The 21,537-nt window shown below is 74.3% G+C and carries 16 protein-coding genes and 1 riboswitch; of the genes, 5 read left to right on the forward strand and 11 right to left on the reverse strand.

Translation table 11 applies throughout. From position 1 onward, the window contains the following. Window positions 1-13: 13 nt before the first annotated feature. The 10 genes from cobI to ACIQNG_RS34915 all read right to left on the reverse strand — a co-directional run bounded on the left by cobI (window position 14) and on the right by ACIQNG_RS34915 (window position 14,069). Window positions 14-745 (reverse strand): precorrin-2 C(20)-methyltransferase, encoded by a 732-nt coding sequence (gene cobI, locus ACIQNG_RS34870; RefSeq protein WP_401427609.1) that lies wholly within the window; start codon window positions 743-745, stop codon window positions 14-16. After that, window positions 742-2,184 carry a cobyrinate a,c-diamide synthase gene (locus ACIQNG_RS34875; RefSeq protein ID WP_401490807.1) on the reverse strand — a complete coding sequence of 481 codons (1,443 nt, stop codon included), beginning with the start codon at window positions 2,182-2,184 and terminating at the stop codon, window positions 742-744. The genes cobI and ACIQNG_RS34875 overlap by 4 nt, the downstream gene beginning before the upstream one ends. Beyond that, entirely contained in the window at window positions 2,184-2,792 is a 609-nt protein-coding gene (cobO, locus tag ACIQNG_RS34880; RefSeq protein WP_401490726.1) for a cob(I)yrinic acid a,c-diamide adenosyltransferase, read from the reverse strand. Before cobO ends, ACIQNG_RS34875 begins: the two co-directional genes overlap by 1 nt. Then, a complete protein-coding gene (locus ACIQNG_RS34885) occupies window positions 2,792-4,801 on the reverse strand; it encodes a putative cobaltochelatase (RefSeq protein ID WP_401490728.1) in 2,010 nt (669 codons plus the stop codon). Before ACIQNG_RS34885 ends, cobO begins: the two co-directional genes overlap by 1 nt. After that, window positions 4,798-8,448, reverse strand: coding sequence for a cobaltochelatase subunit CobN (cobN, locus tag ACIQNG_RS34890; protein WP_401490809.1), 3,651 nt, complete (start codon window positions 8,446-8,448; stop codon window positions 4,798-4,800). The genes ACIQNG_RS34885 and cobN overlap by 4 nt, the downstream gene beginning before the upstream one ends. A gap of 122 nt (window positions 8,449-8,570) precedes the next feature. Then, window positions 8,571-10,082 carry a cobyric acid synthase gene (locus ACIQNG_RS34895; protein ID WP_401427621.1) on the reverse strand — a complete coding sequence of 504 codons (1,512 nt, stop codon included), beginning with the start codon at window positions 10,080-10,082 and terminating at the stop codon, window positions 8,571-8,573. Continuing rightward, entirely contained in the window at window positions 10,079-11,110 is a 1,032-nt protein-coding gene (locus ACIQNG_RS34900; protein ID WP_401490730.1) for a cobalamin biosynthesis protein, read from the reverse strand. Before ACIQNG_RS34900 ends, ACIQNG_RS34895 begins: the two co-directional genes overlap by 4 nt. Window positions 11,111-11,222: 112 nt before the next feature. After that, window positions 11,223-11,354, reverse strand: a riboswitch (cobalamin riboswitch). A 177-nt stretch (window positions 11,355-11,531) separates the two neighbouring features. Continuing rightward, a complete protein-coding gene (locus tag ACIQNG_RS34905) occupies window positions 11,532-11,753 on the reverse strand; it encodes a hypothetical protein (protein WP_401427625.1) in 222 nt (73 codons plus the stop codon). 111 nt (window positions 11,754-11,864) lie between these two features. Next, window positions 11,865-13,169: an anion permease gene (locus ACIQNG_RS34910; protein ID WP_401427628.1), complete on the reverse strand. Its 1,305-nt coding sequence runs from the start codon at window positions 13,167-13,169 to the stop codon at window positions 11,865-11,867. A gap of 114 nt (window positions 13,170-13,283) precedes the next feature. Then, entirely contained in the window at window positions 13,284-14,069 is a 786-nt protein-coding gene (locus tag ACIQNG_RS34915; RefSeq protein ID WP_401490732.1) for a lysozyme, read from the reverse strand. Window positions 14,070-14,257: 188 nt separating this feature from the next. On the opposite strand from ACIQNG_RS34915, the gene ACIQNG_RS34920 reads away from it, so the two are divergent. The 3 genes from ACIQNG_RS34920 to ACIQNG_RS34930 all read left to right on the forward strand — a co-directional run bounded on the left by ACIQNG_RS34920 (window position 14,258) and on the right by ACIQNG_RS34930 (window position 17,846). Continuing rightward, window positions 14,258-15,079, forward strand: a complete 822-nt coding sequence (locus ACIQNG_RS34920) for a class II aldolase/adducin family protein (protein ID WP_401490734.1) — start codon at window positions 14,258-14,260, stop codon at window positions 15,077-15,079. A gap of 47 nt (window positions 15,080-15,126) precedes the next feature. Continuing rightward, window positions 15,127-16,257 (forward strand): alpha/beta hydrolase, encoded by a 1,131-nt coding sequence (locus ACIQNG_RS34925; protein ID WP_401427634.1) that lies wholly within the window; start codon window positions 15,127-15,129, stop codon window positions 16,255-16,257. Window positions 16,258-16,451: 194 nt separating this feature from the next. Continuing rightward, window positions 16,452-17,846 carry a hypothetical protein gene (locus tag ACIQNG_RS34930; protein WP_401490736.1) on the forward strand — a complete coding sequence of 465 codons (1,395 nt, stop codon included), beginning with the start codon at window positions 16,452-16,454 and terminating at the stop codon, window positions 17,844-17,846. A 16-nt stretch (window positions 17,847-17,862) separates the two neighbouring features. Here ACIQNG_RS34930 and ACIQNG_RS34935 read toward each other — a convergent pair whose 3' ends face one another. Continuing rightward, window positions 17,863-18,276, reverse strand: a complete 414-nt coding sequence (locus tag ACIQNG_RS34935; RefSeq protein ID WP_401490738.1) for a VOC family protein — start codon at window positions 18,274-18,276, stop codon at window positions 17,863-17,865. Window positions 18,277-18,714: 438 nt separating this feature from the next. On the opposite strand from ACIQNG_RS34935, the gene ACIQNG_RS34940 reads away from it, so the two are divergent. Together ACIQNG_RS34940 and ACIQNG_RS34945 are read left to right on the forward strand one after the other, a co-directional pair. Beyond that, window positions 18,715-19,518, forward strand: coding sequence for a PQQ-binding-like beta-propeller repeat protein (locus ACIQNG_RS34940; protein ID WP_401490740.1), 804 nt, complete (start codon window positions 18,715-18,717; stop codon window positions 19,516-19,518). A gap of 93 nt (window positions 19,519-19,611) precedes the next feature. Continuing rightward, window positions 19,612-21,210 carry an ABC-F family ATP-binding cassette domain-containing protein gene (locus tag ACIQNG_RS34945; protein ID WP_401427644.1) on the forward strand — a complete coding sequence of 533 codons (1,599 nt, stop codon included), beginning with the start codon at window positions 19,612-19,614 and terminating at the stop codon, window positions 21,208-21,210. Window positions 21,211-21,537 lie beyond the last annotated feature (327 nt).

Genomic DNA, 21,537 nt, shown 5'->3' on the forward strand with positions numbered 1-21,537 from the left:
GGGTGCGGGGTGTTCACAGTTTCCCGCCCCGTCCGCCGTCGCGCGGCGCGGGCGCGATCAGCGTGGAGAGATACGGCAGCGGAGTCCCGTCCAGTTCACCGGCGGGCCGGATCGACTCCTCCGCGAGCCCCAGCGCGGAGCCCCACACGGCCCCGTCGAGCCGCCCGCTGTCCCGCAGGGCCTCCGCGACCTCGGCCGCCTGCCGCCCGAACTTGTAGGCGACGACCGTGCCGGGCCCGTTGAGCGCGTCCTTGAGCACCCCGGCCCCGGCCGTCACCGGCACCAGCGTCAACGGCTCGGTCCCCTCGGTGAGCACGGCCCCCGACCGGGCGGCGAGATCCTGCATGGCGGTGATCCCCGGCACCGTCTCCACGACGACGTCCGGCATCACCTCACCGATGGTCTGGGCGAGATAGGTGAAGGTGGAGTACACGTTCGGGTCACCGATGGTCGCGAAGGCCACGCACCCGTGCCCGGCGAGCAGTCCGGCGACCCGCCCCCCGGCGGCGTCCCAGGCGGCCTCGCGCCGCGCCCGGTCGGTCCGCTCGTTCAGCGCGAACACGACCCGTACCACCTTCTCCGCGCCGACGTAGTGCAGCACGGTCGCCTCGGCCCGCCCGCGCTCCCCGGTGTCCATCACCGGTACGACGACGACCTCGGCGGCGCGCAGCGCGTTGACCCCCTTGACCGTCACCAACTCCGGGTCCCCGGGACCGACCCCGACCCCGATCAGTCTGCTGCTCATGACGTCCGGCACCTCTCGACGAACCGACGGGCGACACCGGGCGCCGACGCCCAGTGCGTGTGCAGATAACTCGCGTGCACACCGCGCTGTACGAACCCCTCGACCCGGGGCGCGGGAGTCCGCACCCCCCACGCGGGTGCCTGTCCGGCCCCCGGTTCGACGACGGTCCGGTGGAACTCGTGCCCCCGCATCCGGGTGCCGGCGGCGGCCAGCACGCTGTCGCTGACGGCGACGGCGTCCCGGTACCCCAGCGTCAGCCGCTCACCCATCCGCGCGGAAGCGTCCAGCACGCCGCACATCTCCCGCCCGTCCAGCTCCCGGCACAGATACAGCAGCCCCGCACACTCGGCCGCCACCGGAGCCCCGCTCTCCGCGAGCCCGGCCACCGCTTTGCGCAACTCCTCGTTGGCGGCCAGCTCACTCACGTACACCTCGGGGAACCCGCCCCCGATCACCAGCCCGTCCACCCCGTCGGGCAACCGCTCGTCCCGCAGCGGATCGAACACCACGACCTCGGCCCCGGCGGCGACCAGCAACTCGGCGTGCTCCGCGTAGGAGAACGTGAAGGCGGGCCCCCCGGCGACCGCCACGACCGGCACCCGACGCCCCCGACCGGCCCGGCCGCCCTCCGCCCCGTCCGGCGAGGGAGGGCGAGGCGGTCCAGGCGGTCCGGCGGTCCGGCGGGCGGGGCCCTCCGGCAGCTCCGAGGACAGCGCCGCCCCCGCCTCCCAGGCACCGCAGTCCAACGCCCCGCCCCCCGACGCCAGCGCCAGCAACCCCTCCAGGTCGCACCCCCGCTCCACCTGCGCCCGCATCGCCGCCACGGCGGCCACCGCCTCGTCCCGCCGCTCGGCGACCGGCACCAGCCCCAGATGCCGCGACGGCACGGCCACCCGCTCCGCCCGCCGCAGCACCCCCAGCACCGGCACCCCGACCGACTCCAGCGCCTCCCGCAACAGCTCCTCGTGCCGGTCCGAGCCCACCTTGTTCAGGATCACGCCCCCGATCCGCACCTCCGGGTCCCAGGACGCGAACCCGTGCACCAGCGCCGCCACCGACCGCGACTGCGCCGAGGCGTCCACGACCAGTACCACCGGCGCCCGCAGCAGCTTCGCGACCTGCGCCGTGGAGGCCAGTTCCCCCTCGCCCGCCGCCCCGTCGAAGAGCCCCATCACCCCTTCGACCACGGCGAGGTCGCACCCCCGCGCCCCGTGCAGGAACAACGGCCCGATCAGCTCGGGCCCGCACAGGTACGCGTCGAGGTTGCGTCCCGGCCGCCCGGTGGCGAGCGCGTGGTAGCCGGGGTCGATGTAGTCCGGCCCGACCTTGTGCGGGGACACGGCGAGCCCCCGCGCGGCGAACGCGGCCATCAGCCCGGTGGCGACGGTGGTCTTCCCACTCCCGGACGAGGGCGCGGCGATCACCAGCCGGGGCACCATCACCACTCGATGCCCCTCTGCCCCTTCTGCCCCGCGTCCATCGGATGCTTGACCTTGGACATGTCGGTGACGAGATCCGCGCAGTCCACCAGTGCGCCGGGCGCGTTGCGTCCGGTGATCACCACATGCTGGGTGCCCGGCCGCTCCCGCAGCACGGACACCACCTCGTCCACGTCCACCCACCCCCAGTGCATCGGGTACGCGAACTCGTCCAGCACGTACAGCCGGTACGTCTCGGCCGCCAGATCCCGTTTGACCTGCTCCCAGCCCTCCCGCGCCTTCTCCTCGTTGGTGGCGTTGTCGCCCTGGAGGCCGCGCTGCACCCAGGACCAGCCCTCGCCCATCTTGTGCCAGGCGACGGTCCCGCCCTCCCCGGAGTCCCCGAGGACCCGCAGCGCCCGCTCCTCACCGACCTTCCACTTCGCCGACTTGACGAACTGGAACACCCCGACCGGCCACCCCTGGTTCCAGGCGCGCAGCGCCAGCCCGAACGCGGCGGTGGACTTGCCCTTCCCGACGCCGGTGTGCACGACCACCAGCGGACGGTTGCGCCGCTGCCGGGTCGTCAGCCCGTCGTCCGGCACGACACTCGGCTGCCCCTGCGGCACTACGCGGCCCTCCTCTGCACGTCCTTCACCAGACCGGCGATCGAGTCCGCCCGCAGGCCGTCCAGCGTCACCGCCGTACCGCCCAGCTCACCGGCCAACCGCCCGGCGAGCCCCAGCCGCACCGGCCCCGACTCGCAGTCCACGACCACCGACGCGACCCCGTCGGCCGCGAACAGCCGGGCCGCCCGCCCCGCGAGGGCGACCGGCTCGGGGCCACCGGTGGCCCGTCCGTCGGTCACCACGACCACCAGCGCCCGCCGCGCGGGATCGCGCAACCGCTCCACCCGCAGCACCTCGTGGGCCCGCAGCAGCCCCGCCGCCAGCGGCGTACGGCCGCCCGTCGGCAGCGACTCCAGCCGCGCGGCGGCGGCGTCCACCGAGGACGTCGGCGGCAGCGCGACCTCGCCCGAGGACCCCCGGAACGTCACCAGCCCCACCTTGTCCCGCCGCTGGTAGGCGTCGAGAAGCAGCGACAGCACGGCCCCCTTCACCGCGCTCATCCGCTGCCGGGCCGCCATCGAGCCCGACGCGTCGACCACGAACAGCACGAGGTTCCCCTCACGCCCCTCCCGGGCCGCCTGCCGCAGATCGTCCCGCCGGACCACCAGCCCGGGGCCGGACCGCCCGCGCGCCCGCTGATGCGGGGCGGCGGCCTGCACGGTCGCCGCCAGATGCAGCTTGGTCAGCGCGCCCCGGGGCCGCCGCGCACCCGTCGTACGCCCGTGCTCGGTCCGCGCCCGGGACCGCCGGCCGGCGGCGCCCTCACCGATCCCCGGCACGCTCAGCACCTTGGTGCGGAACGGCTCGGCGGCCCGTGCCGGGGCCCGTTCCGAGGAGCCGCCGGAGCCCTGCGGCTCACCGCCCTCCCCGGCCTCCGGCCGTGCCTCCGTGTCCCCGCCCCGCGGCCCGGAGTCCGGCTCCGGCTGCCCGCCGTCCCCGCCCCCGCCCCCGGGGCCGTCGGGGCCGTCAGGATCCGGATCGTCCCCGTCGTCGGGGTCGCCGGAGAACTCCTCCAGCGTCTCGTCCAGCCTGTCCTCGTCCAGCCCCGGCGCGTCGAACGGATTGCGCCGCCGCCGGTGCGGCAGCGCCAGCAGCGCCGCCTGCCGCACGTCCTCGGCGAGCACCTCGGTGCGCCCCGCCCAGGCCGCCAGCGCGGTCGCCGTACGGGCCATCACGATGTCGGCGCGCATCCCGTCCACCTCGAAGGCCGCGCAGGTCGCCGCGATCTGCCGCAGCGCCCCGTCGCCCAGGCGCACCGACGGCAGCAGCTTCCGCGCCGCCACGATCCGCGCCCGTACGGCCGCCTCCTCGTCCGCCCAGCGTCCGGCGAACGCGTCGGGCCCGTCGTCGTAGGCGAGCCGGCGCCGGACGACCTCCACCCGCTCGTCCGGCTCGCGGGAGGCAGCGACCTCCACGGTGAGCCCGAACCGGTCGAGGAGCTGGGGCCGCAGTTCGCCCTCCTCGGGGTTCATCGTGCCGACCAGCAGGAACCGCGCGGCGTGCCGCACGGAGACCCCCTCACGCTCGACGTACGAGGCGCCCATCGCCGCCGCGTCCAGCAGCAGGTCGACCAGATGGTCGTGGAGCAGGTTGACCTCGTCGACGTAGAGGATCCCCCGGTGCGCCCGCGCCAGCAGGCCCGGCTCGAAGCTCTTCACGCCCTCGGCGAGCGCCCGCTCGATGTCGAGCGAGCCGACCAGCCGGTCCTCGGAGGCGCCGACGGGCAGTTCGACCATCCGCGAGGGCCGCTCCAGAGTGTCGCCGGACCCGTGCGGCCCGTCCGGGCACCCCGGGTCGGGCGCCTCCGGGTCGCACGAGAAGCGGCAGCCGTCCACCACCCGCACCCCGGGCAGCAGCGCCGACAGCGCCCGCACGGCCGTCGACTTGGCGGTGCCCTTCTCCCCGCGCACCAGCACTCCGCCGACCGCCGGGGACACGGCGTTCAGCAGCAGCGCGAGCCGCAGATCGTCCTGGCCGACCACGGCCGTGAACGGAAACGGGGTGCTCACTTGTCCTCGCCCTCCAGGTCGCCTTCCAGCTCCAGATACGTGGCGCGCAGCCGCTCCAGCGTCTCCGCGTCCGGCTCCGCCCACAGCCCCCGCTCGGCCGCCTCCAGCAGCCGCTCGGTGACCCCGCGCAGCGCCCACGGGTTGGACTTCTTCATGAAGTCCCGGTTCTCCGGGTCGAAGACGTACTCCGCGCTCAACTTCTCGTACATCCAGTCGTCCACGACCCCGGCGGTGGCGTCATAGCCGAACAGGTAGTCCACGGTGGCGGCCATCTCGAAGGCGCCCTTGTAGCCGTGCCGCCGCATCGCCGCCATCCAGCGCGGGTTGACCACCCGCGCCCGGAACACCCGGTGCGTCTCCTCGCCCAGCGTGCGCGTCCTGACCTGGTCCGGGACGGCCGAGTCACCGACGTACGCCTCCGGGTTGGCGCCGGTCAGATGGCGGACCATGGCGACCATGCCGCCGTGGTACTGGAAGTAGTCGTCGGCGTCGACCAGGTCGTGCTCGCGGGTGTCGACGTTCTTCGCCGCCACCGCGATCCGCCGGAACGCCGTCTCCATGTCCCCGCGCGCCGCCCGGCCGTCGAGCCCGCGCCCGTACGCGTAGCCGCCCCACACCGCGTACACCTCGGCGAGATCCGCGTCGGAGCGCCAGTTGCGGGCGTCGATCAGCGGCAGCAGACCGGCCCCGTACGCGCCCGGCTTGGAGCCGAAGATCCGGGCCGTCGCGCGCCGCCGGTCCCCGTGCGCGGCGGTGTCCTCGTCGGCGTGCGCCCGTACGTAGTTGACGTCGGCGCCCTCGTCCAGCTCGGCCACCGTCCGTACCGCGTCGTCGATCAGCCCGACGACATGCGGGAACGCGTCCCGGAAGAAGCCGGAGATCCGGACCGTGACATCGATGCGCGGGCGCCCCAGCTCGGCCGGGTCGACCACCTCGAACCCGGTCACCCGGCGCGAGGCGTCGTCCCACACCGGACGGCAGCCCAGCAGCGCCAGGATCTCGGCGATGTCGTCGCCCTGGGTGCGCATCGCGGACGTCCCCCACACGGTCAGGCCGACCGACCGCGGGTACTGCCCGTTGTCGTCCAGGTACCGCTGCACCAGCGAGTCCGCGAGGGACTGGCCGACCTCCCAGCTCAGCCGGGACGGAATCGCCTTGGGGTCGACCGAGTAGAAGTTGCGGCCGGTCGGCAGCACGTTGACCAGCCCCCGGGTGGGGGAGCCGGACGGTCCCGCCGGGACGTAGCCGCCGTCCAGGGCGCGCAGGATGTGCCCGATCTCGTCCGTCGTCCGGGCCAGCCGGGGCACGACCTCCTCGCACGCGAACCGCAGCACGGCGACGGCGTCGGGCAGTTCGGCGCCCCCGAGGACCTCCCGCACCAGCCCGGCACCGGCGGCCGGCGCCCAGTCCCGCTCCTCCATGCCCTCCGCGATCCGCCGGCACAGCTGCTCCAGCAGGTCGACCGCGTCGGACGCGGTCCGCGCGGGCCCGTCCACCAGGTCGGTCAGCTCCACCGGCACCTTCACCGGGGCGCCCGGCTCGGCCAGCAACTCCTTCTCCACCAGCCCGAAGTGCCCGGCCAGCGCCGCCCGCAGCCCCGGCAGGGCGTTCGCCTTGCCGCCCCACACCTGGGAGGCCCGCAGCACGGCCAGCACCAGGTTCACCCGGGCCTCACCGACCGGGCCGCCGCCGAGGATGTGCAGCCCGTCGCGGATCTGCACATCCTTGATCTCGCAGAGGTAGCCGTCGATGTGCATGACGAACTCGTCGAAGTCGTCGTCGCCCGGCTGCTGCTCCACGTGCAGGTCGTGGTGGAGTTCGGCGGCCTTGACGAGGGTCCAGATCTGGGCGCGCACGGCGGGCGCCTTCACCGGGTCCAGATCGGAGACCAGCGCGTACTCGTCCAGCAACTGCTCCAGCTTGGCCAGATCGCCGTAGGTGTCGGCACGGGCCATCGGCGGCACCAGATGGTCGACCACGGTGGCGTGCCCGCGCCGCTTGGCCTGGGTGCCCTCACCGGGGTCGTTGACGATGAACGGGTAGATCAGCGGCAGATCGCCCAGCACCGCGTCCGGCGCACAGCCCCCGGAGAGCCCGAGCCCCTTGCCCGGCAGCCACTCCATCGTGCCGTGCTTGCCCATGTGCACCAGCGCGTCGGCGCCGAAGCTGTTCTCCAGCCAGCGGTAGGCCGCCAGATAGTGGTGGGACGGCGGCATGTCCGGGTCGTGGTAGATCGCGATGGGGTTCTCCCCGAAGCCGCGCGGCGGCTGGATCATCACGACCACGTTCCCGAACCGGAGCGAGGCCAGCACGATGTCGTCCCCGTCGACGTACAGCGAGCCCGGCGGCTCGCCCCACGCCTCGGTCATGGCCGCCCTCAGCTCCGGGTCGAGCCGCTCGAACCACGCCTGATAGTCGGCGAGCGGCACCCGTGCGGGCGCGGCGGCCAACTGCTCCTCCGTCAGCCACTCCACGTCGTGCCCCCCGGCCGCGATCAGCCGGTGGATCAGCTCATCGCCCTCGGCCGGATACGCGCTCACCCCGTACCCGGCGTCCTTCAGCGCGTCCAGCACCCGCACCGCCGAGGCGGGCGTGTCCAGGCCGACCGCGTTGCCGACCCGCGAGTGCTTGGTCGGATAGGCGGTGAACACCAGACCGACCCGCTTCTCGGCGTTCGGCTTGTGCCGCAGCCGCGCGTGCCGTACGGCGATCCCCGCCACCCGCGCCGCCCGCTCCGGGTCGGCCACGTACACCGGCACCTCGTCCGGCCCCTGCTCCTTGAAGGAGAACGGCACGGTGATCAGCCGCCCGTCGAACTCCGGGATGGCGACCTGCATCGCCGCGTCCATGGGGGAGAGGGCGGCGTCGGACGCGTCCCAGGCGGCCCGCGAGGAGGTCAGACAGAGCCCCTGCAGCACCGGGACGTCCAGCTCGGCCAGCGCGCCGATGTCCCACGCCTCCTCGTCGCCGCCCGCCGACGCCTCCGACGCGTGGGTGCCCCCGGCCGCGAGCACCGTCGCGATCAGCGTGTCCGCCCGCCCCAGCAGCTCGTACAGCCCGGCGTCCGCGCCGCGCAGCGAACCGCAGTACACGGGCAGGGCGTCGGCGCCCTGTGCCTCGATCGCGTCGCACAGGGTGTCCACGAAGGCGGTGTTGCCGCTCAGCTCATGGGCCCGGTAGAAGAGCACGCCGACGGTGGGCCGGCCCTCCTGCCGCGGCCGATCGCCCCTGTCGCCCCGGACCCCGTACTCCGGCATCCGGCGCGGCTCCTCGAACCCCTCGCCGGTCAGCAGCACGGTGTCCGACAGGAACCGGGCCAGCTCGGCGAAGTTGTCCGGGCCGCCCTCGACCAGATAGCGCAGGGCCTCCGCGACCACCCCGGCGGGCACCGAGGACTCCGCCATCAGCTCGGCGTCCGGCACGGCCTCGCCGCCCAGCAGCACGGTCGGGATCCCGGACGCCTTCAGCCGGGCCAGCCCGTCCTCCCAGGCCCGTTTGCCGCCCAGCAGCCGTACGACCGCGAGGTCGGCGCCCTCGATCAGCGCCGGGAGGTCCGCGGCGGCGTCCACCCGGGTGGGGTTGCCGATCCGGTAGGAGACGCCGGGGGCGGCGCGGGCCGCCAGCAGATCGGTGTCGGCGGTCGACAGCAGCAGCACGGTCCCGGTGGGGCCGGAGGCTCCCGAGGTGCCGGTGGTGCCGGTGGTGCCGGTGGTGCCGGTGGGGCCGGAGGCTTCCGAGGTGCCGGTGGTGCCGGTGGTGGTGCCAGAGGTCATGCGGGCGCTCCCGGGGGGATGAAGGGCAGTCCTTGCGGCGCACCGGACTCGATGAGCCGCCACAACGCGTCCGTGTCCGCGTGCTGTTCGATCAGATCGCCGAGCAGGTCGAGCTGCTCCTCGCGCAGCGCGGCGAAGCTCGTGCCGGGCGCCGGCACGAAACGGCGCCCCGAGGCGGCGGCCACCTCACGGAGGAACGCCCGCCGGAACCCGTCCGACTCCAGCGAGCCGTGCCAGTGGGTGCCCCAGGTCCGGCCGACCCGGCACCCGTCGAGAAAGGGCTCGCCCGCCCTGACCTCGGCGACCCCGTGGTGGATCTCGTACCCCTCGACCGGCTCCCCGAGGGCCTCGCCCACGGGCCGCGCGAGGGTCTTCTCCGGCGCGAACCGCACCCGCACGGGCAGCAGTCCGAGCCCGTCGACGGCGCCGCGCCGGCTCTCGACGTCGTCGTGGATGTGCTCGGCGAGGATCTGGAACCCGCCGCAGATCCCGAGGACCGGCAGCCCGTCGGCGGCCCGCCGGGCGAGCGCGTCGGCCAGCCCGCGCTCGCGCAGCCAGTCGAGGGCCTTCACGGTCCCCCGGGTCCCCGGTACGACGACGAGGTCCGCGTCGGCCAGTTCCTCCGGCCGGTCCACGAACCGCACCACGACCCCGGGTTCGGCGGCCAGCGCGTCCACGTCCGTGAAGTTGGACATCAACGGCAGCGCGCACACCGCGACCCGCAGCACGTCGGGGCCGGCCGGCGGTGCCACCACCGACTCCCGCACGGTCCCGCGCAACGACACCCGCAGCCCGTCCTCCTCGTCGATCCCCAGCCCGTGGCGGTAGGGCAGCACCCCGTAGGAGGGCCGCCCGGTCAGCCCCTTGAGCATGTCGAGGCCGGGCTCCAGCAGGGACACATCGCCGCGGAACTTGTTGACGAGGAACCCGGCCACCAGCGCCTGGTCCTGGGGCGACAGCAGGGCCACCGTCCCGAAGAACGAGGCGAACACCCCGCCCCGGTCGATGTCCCCGACCACCAGCACCGGGATCCGCGCGGTGCGGGCGATCCCCATGTTCACGATGTCGGTCCGCCGCAGATTGATCTCGGCGGGACTCCCGGCCCCCTCGCAGACGACGACGTCGTACGACCGCCGCAGTTCGGCCAGACAGTCCAGCACGGTCCCCAGCAGCCGCTCCTGCCGCCCGCCGTGATAGCCCCGGGCGCTCATCTCGCCCACGGGCCTGCCCATGAGCACGACCTGACTGCTCCGGTCGCCGCCCGGCTTGAGCAGCACCGGGTTCATCAGCGCGGTCGGCTCCACCCGGCAGGCCGCCGCCTGCATGGCCTGGGCCCGCCCGATCTCCGCGCCCTCCCGGGTCACGAAGGAGTTCAGCGACATGTTCTGCGCCTTGAACGGCGCGACCGCGACGCCCTGCCGCGCCAGCCACCGGCAGATCCCGGCGGTGACGACGCTCTTGCCGGCGTCGGAGGTCGTCCCGGCGACCAGCAGCCCGTGCCCGGTCATCCGGCACCCCCCGCCCGCCCCGGGCGGTCGCCACGCCGGGCGGCACGCCGGGCGCCACGGCCGGGCACCGCCCGCGACGCCGCGCGCCCACGCAGCCGCAGCAGCGCCCCACCCGCACTCGCACCGAGCGCCAGCCACTGCACGCGCCGCGACAGCCGCACCGCGCGCTCGACGTCCGCGATCCCCACCGCCCGGCCCTCCCCGTTCAGCACCGGCCGCCGCTCGACCCGTCCCGCATACGACAACGTCCCCCCGAGCCGTACCCCCAACGCCCCCGCGAACGCCGCCTCCACGACCCCCGCGTTGGGGCTCGGATGCCGCGCGGCATCGGCCCGCCAGGCCCGCACCGCCCCCCGGGCACCGGCGGCGTCCCCGCTGCCGGCCACCGCGAGCAGCGCCGTCAGCCGGGCCCCCGGCCACCCCGCCACATCGTCCAGCCGCGCCGCGGCCCACCCGAACCGCCGGTACGTCACCGACCGGTGCCCGACCATCGCGTCCAGCGTGTTCACCGCCCGGAACCCGAGCAGCCCGGGCACTCCTGCCACGGCCCCCCACACCAACGCGCCCACCACGGCGTCCGAGGTGTTCTCGGCGACCGACTCGACCACGGCCCGCGCGATCCCGTCGGCGTCCAGCGCCTGCGGATCCCGCCCGCACAGATGCGGCAGCCGCGCCCGCGCCGCCTCGACGTCCCCGGCTTCGAGGGCCCGCCCGACGGCCCGCGCCTCGCGGCCGAGGGTGGTGCCGCCGACCACCGCCCAGGTCGCGGCGGCGGTCAGGGCCACGGAGGCGGCGCGGGAGGGTCGTACGAGACGCGTGGCGGCGGCGCCCAGGCCGGCGGCGGCGCCCACGCACACAGCGGTGTGCAGCGCGCCCCACCCCCGGTGGTCGCGCCACAGCAGTCGTTCCACGGCGCCGGAAGCCCGTCCGAACGCGGCGACCGGGTGCCCGCGGCGGGGATCGCCGAGGAACAGGTCACCGAGGAGTCCGGCGGCGGCGCCGTACGCGAAGTCGCGCTCGGCACCCATCGGCTCAGCCGGCCGCGGGATCAGTGAACGTCGTGAGGAACGTCGGGGGGCTGAGCCTCGATCGGCAGCCGGGCATGGCGATAGGTCCTCACTCAGGGTGTCCGCGCCCTGGTTCGACGTGACCGGCGGCGAGAGTTCCTGGCTCCCGGGGTTCTCTCCCCGGTGACAGTGGCGGGACCGCGCCGGATTCGCACCGGCTTCCTCTTCTGCCGCCGTAGCTGGCCCCGGAAGTCCACCATGGGGTCCGAACGGCCGTCAACCTGCCGCTGACCTGCGACGGGAGAGTGTGCTGAGCCCCACATCGAGCCCTGCGCCCAGCGGGGACGCGTCCGTCGCACACGCCGAGAGGGCGGATACGGAACCAGCGTTCCGCACCCGCCCCGCATCCCGGTGGGTCCCGGGCCGTTGCCCAGGGGGTTGTCTAAGCGACGATCAGATAGATCCCGTACGCCACCGCCGCCACGCAGGCCGCGAAGCAGGCGTACGCGCCGGTGACCGCGAGGGCCGCGCCGCCGCCCTGCTCCACCGCGCGCTCGTGGCGCGCGAGGCCGGAGATGCCGAGGGTGAACAGGGCCACGAGGGCCACGGTGACCACGAGACTGACGCCGAAGACGGAGCTGAGTGCCGCCCAGTCGATGTCCATGCTGCTGTGTCCTTGGGGATCAGGGGATCAGGGGATCAGGGTGTCGGGGGGATCAAGGGGTCCGGGGGTCCGGGGAGCCGGAGAGCCGGGGGTCCGGGGGTCCGGGCCCGCTCAGACCGTGGCCTTGGGGGCCGTCGGGTCGGCGGGGGTCGCGGGGTCGCCCGGGCCGGTGCCCTGGGCCGGGACGGCCGCGGCGGCGGCCTCGGCCGCCTCGGTGGGCGGCGGGCTGACGGCGGCGACGGCCGCGGTCACCACGCCGGGACCCTCGGCGGACTCGTCGGCCGTGCGCTCGACGGTCCTGGTGCCGGTCTCGTCGGTGTCGTTGACGTTGGTGTGGTCGACGACCTCGCGGCGGGACAGCTTCCAGATCCAGGCGCTGGAGCCGACCAGGAAGACGGCGACGGCGGCGGTTCCCCAGGAGCCGAAGCCGCAGATCCACTCGGCGATCGCGCCGACCAGCGCGGCGGCGGGCAGGGTCAGCCCCCAGGCGACGAACATCCGGGTGGCCGTGGACCAGCGGACCACACCGCCCTTGCGGCCGAGGCCCGCGCCCATGACGGCGCCGGAGACGGAGTGGGTGGTGGAGAGCGAGAAGCCGAGGTGCGAGGAGGCCAGGATGACCGTCGCGGCGCTGGTCTGGGCGGCGAAGCCCTGCTGCGGCTGGAGGTCGGTCAGGCCCTTGCCCATGGTGCGGATGATGCGCCAGCCGCCGAGGTAGGTGCCCAGGGCGATGGCCACACCCGCGGAGACGATGACCCACATGGGCGGGTCGGAGTCGGGGGCGAGGGCGCCGCCGGCGACCAGGGCGAGGGTGATGATGCCCATCGTCTTCTGGGCGTCGTTGGTGCCGTGCGCCAGCGAGACCAGGCCCGCGGAGGCGATCTGGCCGGCCCGGTAGCCCTTGGCGGACGACGTGCTGCCGTCGGACTTCTTCCCGAGTTTGTACGTGAGGCGGGCGGCCAGCATCGCGGCGATCCCGGCCACCAGCGGGGCGGCGATCGCGGGGATCAGCACCTTGGTGATCAGCGCGTCACCGTGCACGGCACCCATGCCGGCGGAGGCGATGGTCGCACCGATCAGACCGCCCATCAGGGCGTGCGAGGAGGAGGACGGCAGGCCCACGAGCCAGGTCAGCAGATTCCACAGAATCGCTCCGACCAGGGCGGCGAAGATGACTTCGGGCCGGATGCCGGACTCGTCGACGAGTCCCTTGGAGATCGTGTTGGCGACCTCCACGGAGAGGAAGGCACCCACAAGGTTGAGCACGGCGGACATGGCCACCGCGACCTTGGGTCTCATGGCACCGGTCGAGATGGTGGTGGCCATCGCGTTGGCGGTGTCGTGGAAACCGTTCGTGAAATCGAACGCGAGAGCGGTGATCACCACGATCGCGAGGATCAGCGAGAAGCTTTCCATTTACCCAGGCATTCGTTCGAGGTCATCGGCCGGATGAACGTAGGTAACCCAGGTGAACGAAGGGTGAACTGAAGGGGGCTTCGGGATGTATGTGACAGGGGGCCGGCATTCCGCTCAGCGTCGGGGGCCCGCAGCGAACGCCTTCAGGCGGTCCATCGACCCGTTGAAGAGATTCTGGTCACCCGGCAGCCGACCGCGGTCCGCGTACTGCCAGATCGTCCAGTACGACCACCCCGCCGGCAGCGTCCCCGCGCTCGCGGAGCCGTACCGGGCCACCCACAGCGGATGATCCGCGGCGAAGGCGGTGCTGCCGCCGGTGCAGGTGTTCCACCAGTGGGCGGTGGTGTAGATCACCGGGCGGCGGCCGGTGAGCCGCGCGACCTCGTCGCTGAACGACCGGATCCAGCCGGTCGTCCGGGCCGGGCTCAGCCCGTAGCACGGGCGCTTCCTGTCGTACGGGTTGTGCTCGATGTCGAGCGCGGGCGGCAGCGTCCGGCCGTCCGCCCGCCAGCCGCCGCCGTTGCGCACGAAGTGCGCCGCCTGCTCCCTGCCCGGGGACCGGTCCGGCCGGGCGAAGTGGTAGGCGCCCCGGATCAGTCCGGCCTCGCGCGCGCCGCGGTACTGCCGGCCGAAGTGGGGGTTGCGGTAGCCCGTGGCCTCGGTCGCCTTCACATAGACGAACCGGGCCCCCTTCGCCCGTGAGGCCCGCCAGTCCACGTCCTTCTGGTACGACGAGACATCGTGCCCCTGCGGCCCCCTCGCACCGGCGCCGCCACCGGCCGCCCGGGCCGGTGCCTCCAGCAACCCGACCGCACCGAGCGTGAGGGCCATCACGGACAGGGCGAGCCTCGAAGGACGGCGGCGGGCCGGGACGGTGGCGGGGCCAGGGGAGTGGATCATCGGTCCTCCGGACGGGGTGGTGGCAGGCGGGGCGCGAGGGCGTCGCCCCCGGCCCGGAACGAAGATCACCCATAACCGGTTGGTTCCCGGCCCAATCCCCTCACGCGCCACAGTGGTCACTTTCCGTGACGGCGAGACGGGCTATCGGCCCCGTGTTCCCCCGCGCCCGCGGATGGCAGGATCACGACATGGCTGATGAGCGGAAGGACCCTCAGGGAACGGAAGGGACGGACGGGGGGAAGGGGGCGAAAGGGGCGAACGAGGTGGACCGGGCGGACGGGGCGGACGGGGAAGACAGGACCCCGCGAGGTCCGCGTGCGGCGCGCCCGGCGCGGGAGGCGCGGGAGGCGCTGGCCTGGGAGGAACTGGTCGCCACCGCGCGCCGGACCGTGACCGAGGGCCTGGTGGTCGGCACCTCGGGCAATGTCTCCGTCCGGGTCGGTGACACCGTCCTGGTCACCCCGTCGGGCGTGCCCTACGACCGCCTCGGCCCCGACGACATCACCGGCGTGGACCTGACCGGCCGGCAGACCGTCGGCGGCCTCACCCCGACCAGCGAACTCCCCATGCATCTGGCCGTCTACCGGGCCACCGACGCCCGGGCCGTCGTCCACACCCACGCCGTCCACGCCACGGCGGTCTCCACCCTCGTCCGGGAACTCCCCGCCGTGCACTACATGACCGGGGCCCTCGGCGGCCCCGTCCGCGTCGCCCCCTACGCCACCTACGGCACCCCGGAACTGGCCGACCACGTGCTCCACGCCCTCACCGACCGCAGCGCCTGCCTCCTCCAGAACCACGGCACCCTCACCCACGGCGCCACCCTCGCCCAGGCGTACGACCGCTCCGCCCAACTGGAGTGGATGTGCCGCCTCTGGCTGACCGCGTCATCGGTCCCGGGGCTGACCCCGACCCTCCTCACCCCCTCCCAGCTCACCGCGGCGACCGAGAAACTCCGGGGCTACGGCCAGCCAGGCCCCCAGCCAGGCCCCCAGCCGGACCCCCGGTGACCCGCACTCCACTGGCCGGGAACGGGCCCGCCCAGGACACTGGAGCCGTGCGTACCGTCAGAGCGACCGCCGCAGCCGTCACCGTGGCACTGGCGGCCGGCGCCGCCACCGTGGCCGCCGGACGCCTCGCCGGCGACGCCGCCCTCAAGGCGCCGCCGGGCCGCCCGCTGCCGACCGAGCCCCGGCTCACCGTGCACGGCACGGCCGCCGGCCAGATCACCCTCACCCGGCAGCTGGCCTCCCTGCGCCCCGGCGTCCACGGCCTCACCGGCGACGGCGTCCACGCGGTTGTCGGCCCCGTCCTGCCCGCCGCCGCCCCCACCGCCGACACCGTCGTACGACGGCTGGAACGCGTCACCCACGGCACCCTCGCCCCCGGCGACCACGTCCGCATGACCCCGCAACTCCACACCGGCGACCCCGGCACGGCCCTCGGCCTCGACCACACCGATGTCTTCGTCCCCGGCGAACTCGGCGCCCTGCCCGCCTGGTTCGTGCCCGGCGCCCGCGACACCTGGGTGATCGCCGCGCACGGCCTGGGCGCCACCCGGGAACACACCCTGAACCTCATCGGCTTCCTGCACGCCCAGCGCCTCCCCGTGCTCGCCCTCGCGTACCGCGGCGACCCCGACGCGCCCCGCCCGCCGGACGGCCTGAACCACCTCGGCCAGACCGAGTGGCACGACCTCGACGCGGCCCTCCACCACGCCGTGCGCAACGGCGCCCGGCAGGTCGTCCTGCTCGGCTGGTCCACCGGCGCCACCATGGCCCTGCGCACCGCCACCCTCTCGGCCCTGCGGGACCGTGTCTCCGGTCTGGTCCTGGACTCCCCGGTGCTCAACTGGCAGACCACCCTCAGAGCCCTCGCCACCGCCCGCCGCACCCCGGGCGCGCTCCTGCCGCTCGCGGTCCGCGCCGCCGAGGGCCGCACCGGACTCCACCCCGGCCCGGACCTCACCGAACCCGCCGTCCCCGAGGGGCTCGCCGCCCCGGCCCTGATCGTCCACGGCCCCGGCGACGAGGTGGCGCCCTGGGCCCTCTCGCGCCGCCTCACCGCCCGCCACCCCGGCCTCATCACCCTCCACGAGGTACCGAACGCACCCCACGCCGCCATGTGGAACGCCGACCCCCACACCTACGAAGAGGCCCTGCGCCGCTTCCTCACGCCCCTGATGTGAGCCGGGACGCCCCCTCGCGCCCCACCTCGCGCCCGCCCCCTCCCGCACCGGCCGGATCCGTTCCGCTTACCCCTCTCCCCCTGGCCGGATCCCGCCCGCTCACCCCCGCCCCGAAGCGCGCCGCCCGGCCCGCCCCAAGGCCGTTCATGGCATTCCGTTTGGGATTTCCGACCGTCAACCGGAAGACTGCTCCCGTGACGTCCCGTATCCCGCGCGACTCCAGGCTTCGACTTGTCCGCCCGCGACCCCTGGCCGCCGCCCCCCGAGCGATGAACCAGCGGCGTTCGCGCCGCCCCGCACCCCGCCCGCCGGAGGGCACCCCCGCCCCCTCGGAGCTGGCCGGAATGGCGCGCACCCGGCTCGCCGCCGCCGCCCGCGTGGCCCGCTGGGCGGAGACCGCGCCCCAGCAGGACGAGCGCGGCACCGCCGGTGCCGGCAGGGCCACCATGTCCTCCCTCACCGCCGAACTGGCCGCCGCCGAGCTGGGCCTGACCCCCGCTCAGGTCCGCGCCGACTGGGACACCGCGCGCCTCTCCGGCCTCGTCGAGGTGCACGGCGGCGTCGCGCGCCCCGGCTGGCGGCTGCGCGCCTGGCACCGCGACGACAGCGCCGTGCTGCGCGGCTGGGTCGCCCTCTTCGACGCCTGGTCGCTCGCCCATCCGGAACCCGAGGGCCAGCAGCCCGCCGCGGTCGCCGAGGTCGTCTCGGCCATGCCCCAGGTGCTCTCCTTCCTCCAGCTCTCCGCGGGACCCGTCCCCGTCGCCCAGCTCCTCGACCTCCTCCAGCAGCGCGTGCGCGAACTGCGCACCGAGCGCTGCGAGATCCCCTACGGCCCCCGGACCGAGCCCGTCCCGCCCTGCGACGACACCACGCTCGCCCCGCTCCTCGACTGGGCCCTGCACGCCCTCGCCGCCGTCGGCGCCCTCACCTACGACGCCGCCCAGGCCACCCTCACCCCGCTCGGGAGCTGGGCCGTGTGGGTCAAGCTGGAGCAGATCTGCGTCGCCGCGCAGAGCCCGGCCGGGAACATCGAGGCCGCCGCCGAGGACATGCTCCGCGGCTGCTCCCAGCTGCGCCCCAACGCCGCCCGCGCCGAGTACCGGGCCTGGCTCGCGGCCCGCCCCGTCGGCAGCGCCGTCACCGAACTCCTCGCCGCCGCCCGTGGTGAGGACGCCCTGCTGCGCAGCCTCGCCTTCGAGGCGCTGCGGGTGGTCGGCGCCCCCGCCGAACCCGACGTCCGCGCCGTCCTGGACGAGCCGACCCTGCGGCCCTACGCCCTGCTCTGGCTCGCCGAGCACGACGGGGCCGACGCCGAGGACGCCCACGAGGTGCTCACCCGTGAGGAGGCCACCTGGCTGTGGGTCGACACGGCCGCCGCCGTCGCCGACCACGGCGAGGCCCCGCTGCTGGTACGGCATCTGGAGTCCGCCGTGCAGCCGACGGTGCCCGCGCTGCTGGACGAGGTCCGCGCCGTCGGCCACCCCCGCACCGTGCAGGTCCTGGTGGCGCTCGCCGCCGCGCACCCCGACCCGGCGCTGGCCAAGGCCGTCCGCCGCGCGGCCTTCCAGGTGCACACCGGGGGCCGCTGAGCCAGGGTCGGCGGGCTCAGTCGGATATCACCGGCGCGTAGGTGCCGAAGCTCCACAGATTGCCCTCGATGTCCCGGGCCATGTAGTCCCGGGAGCCGTAGTCCTGGTCCGTCGGGGGCATCAGGATCTCCACGCCGTGCTCCGCGGCCCACCGGTGGTGCGCGTCCACGTCGTCCACCACGACATAGACGCCGGCCGTGCCCGCGTCCTTCATCGCCGTGTCGAACACCCCGCCCCGGCCCTTCGAGCCGATCATCACCGCGCCGTTGCCCTGGGCCAGTTCGGCGTGCAGCACGGCGCCGTCCTCACCCTCGTACAGCGCCAGTTCGAGGAAGCCCAACGCGTCGGTGAGCTGCTGGATCGCGGCCTTCGCGTCCGTGTACAGCAGCGTCGGGTAGATGCTGGGCCGCCCACCACTCGTGCCTGCCATGCCGACCACTCCTTCGTGAGCCAGGCGTGTGAAGCCGTACCGCTTCAAGTCGATTCCGCTTCAAGTCGATTCCACCGGAAAAGAACCGTCGTGCCGGATCCGACCTGCTTCTCAGTCTGGCACCCCCCACTGACAACGGCCCTGCCGAGCACCACGGCCCCCGGCCGAACGGCCGAGACGACCACGACGTCCGGAACAGGTGCCCCCCGGCCCCGCCCGAGCCGGTGCCCCCCCGGCCCCCGCCCGAGGCGCCCGAGGCGCCCGAGCCGGCCGAGGCGGCCGAACGAGCGACACCCCACCCCCCGCCCGTCGTGTCGTACGGCCCCACCCACTCCCGTGGCTACGCTCTGCGCCTGATCCGGACCCCGGCCGACCGCACGGGGCGAAGCACCCCCCGGGGACCCGTCCCCGGGCCGCATTCCCGAGGAGGGCGCGCCAGTGGCCGTACGCCAGCCCGGCCCCACCGGAACAGGCCCCCGCACCCCCCGCACCCCCCGCCCCTCCCGGACCCCCCGCCCCTCCGCGGCCCCCGCCCCTCCGCGGCCCCTTCGCCCCGCCCACCGCCTCCTCCCCCTCGCGCTCGCCCTGCTTCTCGCCGGCGCCGTCCTCGCCGCCGCCCATCACGCGCGTCCCCTGCCCTACGGCGACCGGCTCACCGTGCTCACGCGCGCGGACGCCCGCACGGCCGAGGGCGCGGCGGCGATCCGCGGCACCGGCGTCGAGGCGTACGACCCGGCCACGGGCGCCGTGCGCTGGCGGCACGCGCGCGAGGGACGGCGCCCGCTGGAGGTGCTCCCCGCGCGCGGGGAGGCGATCACCCTGTGGGACGACGGGATGATCACCGCCGCCGACGGCCGCACCGTGCGCTGGCACCGCGCCCTGCCCGCCGCCACCGGTTGGCTCCCCGCGTACGGCGGCACCGGCGTGCTGCGCCCGCTCCCGCGCGGGATGCTCGCCGTGATCACCCCGGACCGGATCGCCGCCTACCGGATCAAGGACGGGGATCTGCGCTGGGCGCTGCCCGCGGGCGAGGGCTGCGCGTTCGAACCCGGACGTGCGGTACGTCACGAGGCGGCGCTCCTGGTCGCCCAGCCCTGCCCCGCGGGCGCCTGGACCGCGCAGCTCATCGCGGTGGACGACCTCGGCCGGATCGCGCCGGACCGCACCCCGCTCGGCAACGATGTCCCGGGCCGGACGTCCGAACCCGCCAAGTCGGAAAAACTGGTTGCAGAGCCCCGTTAGACTGGCTCCATGGCCATTCTCCTCGTGCACTAGACGACGGGTGCGTCCTCGAATTCCGTCCGTCCCGCCACCCACCCGCCCTGGAGTCTGTCCGTGATCTCCGCTTCCGGTATCGAGCTGCGCGCCGGTGCCCGCGTCCTCATCGAGAGCGCCACCTTCCGGGTCGCCAAGGGCGACCGCATCGGCCTGGTCGGCCGCAACGGCGCAGGGAAGACCACGCTCACCAAGGTCCTGGCCGGCGAGGGCGTCCCCGCCGGAGGCACCGTCACCCGCTCCGGCGAGGTCGGCTACCTCCCGCAGGACCCGCGCACCGGCGACCTCGACATGCTCGCCCGCGACCGGGTCCTGTCCGCCCGCGGTCTGGACGTACTGATCCGCAAGATGCGCGAGAACGAGCAGCGCATCGCCGTCGGACAGGGCGCCACGCGCGAGAAGGCGCTGCGGCAGTACGAGCGCCAGGAGACCGAGTTCCTCACCAAGGGCGGGTACGCCGCCGAGGCCGAGGCCGCCACCATCGCCGCCGCGCTGAACCTGCCCGACCGGGTGCTCGGCCAGCCGCTGCACACCCTCTCCGGCGGTCAGCGGCGCCGTATCGAACTGGCCCGGATCCTGTTCTCGGACGCCGACACGCTGCTCCTCGACGAGCCGACCAACCACCTCGACGCCGACTCGATCATCTGGCTGCGGGACTACCTGAAGACCTACCGGGGCGGCTTCATCGTCATCTCCCACGACGTCGACCTGGTCGAGACGGTCGTGAACAAGGTCTTCTACCTGGACGCCAACCGCTCCGCGATCGACGTCTACAACATGGGCTGGAAGCTCTACCAGCAGCAGCGCGAGGCCGACGAGAAGCGCCGCAGGCGTGAGCGGCAGAACGCCGAGAAGAAGGCCGCCGCGCTCAACGCGCAGGCCGACAAGATGCGCGCCAAGGCCACCAAGACGGTCGCCGCGCAGAACATGGCCCGCCGGGCCGAGAAGCTGCTCGCCGGTCTGGAGGACGTCCGCCAGTCCGACAAGGTGGCCAAGCTCCGCTTCCCCGACCCCTCGCCCTGCGGCAAGACCCCGCTGATGGCCGAGGGCCTGTCGAAGTCGTACGGCTCGCTGGAGATCTTCACCGACGTCGACCTGGCCATCGACAAGGGCTCGCGGGTGGTCATCCTCGGGCTCAACGGCGCCGGCAAGACCACCCTGCTGCGGCTGCTCGCGGGCGTGGAGCAGCCCGACACCGGCGCGGTCGTCCCCGGCCACGGCCTCCAGCTCGGCTACTACGCGCAGGAGCACGAGACCCTCGACGCCGACCGCACGGTCCTGGAGAACATGCGCTCGGCCGCGCCCGACCTGGACCTGGTCGAGGTCCGCAAGGTGCTCGGTTCGTTCCTGTTCTCCGGCGACGACGTCGACAAGCCCGCGCGGGTGCTGTCCGGCGGCGAGAAGACCCGGCTGGCCCTCGCCACCCTGGTCGTCTCCGCGGCGAACGTGCTGCTCCTGGACGAGCCCACCAACAACCTCGACCCGGCCAGCCGCGAGGAGATCCTCGGCGCGCTGCGCACCTACAAGGGCGCGGTCGTCCTGGTCACCCACGACGAGGGCGCCGTCGAGGCGCTCCAGCCGGAGCGGATCATCCTGCTGCCCGACGGGGTCGAGGACCTGTGGGGCGCCGACTACGCGGATCTCGTCGCCCTGGCTTGATCGAATGGATGATCCACTGGGTATGGATCATTCGGCCCATCGGTGATCCACCATCTGTGTGAGATCTCCTCGTACCGAGGTGTGTCGTACATGCATCTGACGGGGCGGTCCCCGGCCACCGGGGGTTGCCCCGTGCCCCACTGCTGACCTGGAACTTCGCCGAAGAACCAGGTCGGCGGGGTCGACACCCGTCCCTGGAATTCCGCGTTCCGCTTGTGGGGATGCACTCCTGTCGTCACAACCCTGTCGCACGGACCTTGCCGAATGGGTGGCCATGAAGCCGTGGAGGGGTGATCATGAGGAGACCAGAGCGCACTTCCCATGAGG

The sequence above is a fragment of the Streptomyces sp. NPDC091377 genome (assembly GCF_044757045.1).
In the GTDB taxonomy this organism is placed as follows: Bacteria; Actinomycetota; Actinomycetes; order Streptomycetales; family Streptomycetaceae; genus Streptomyces.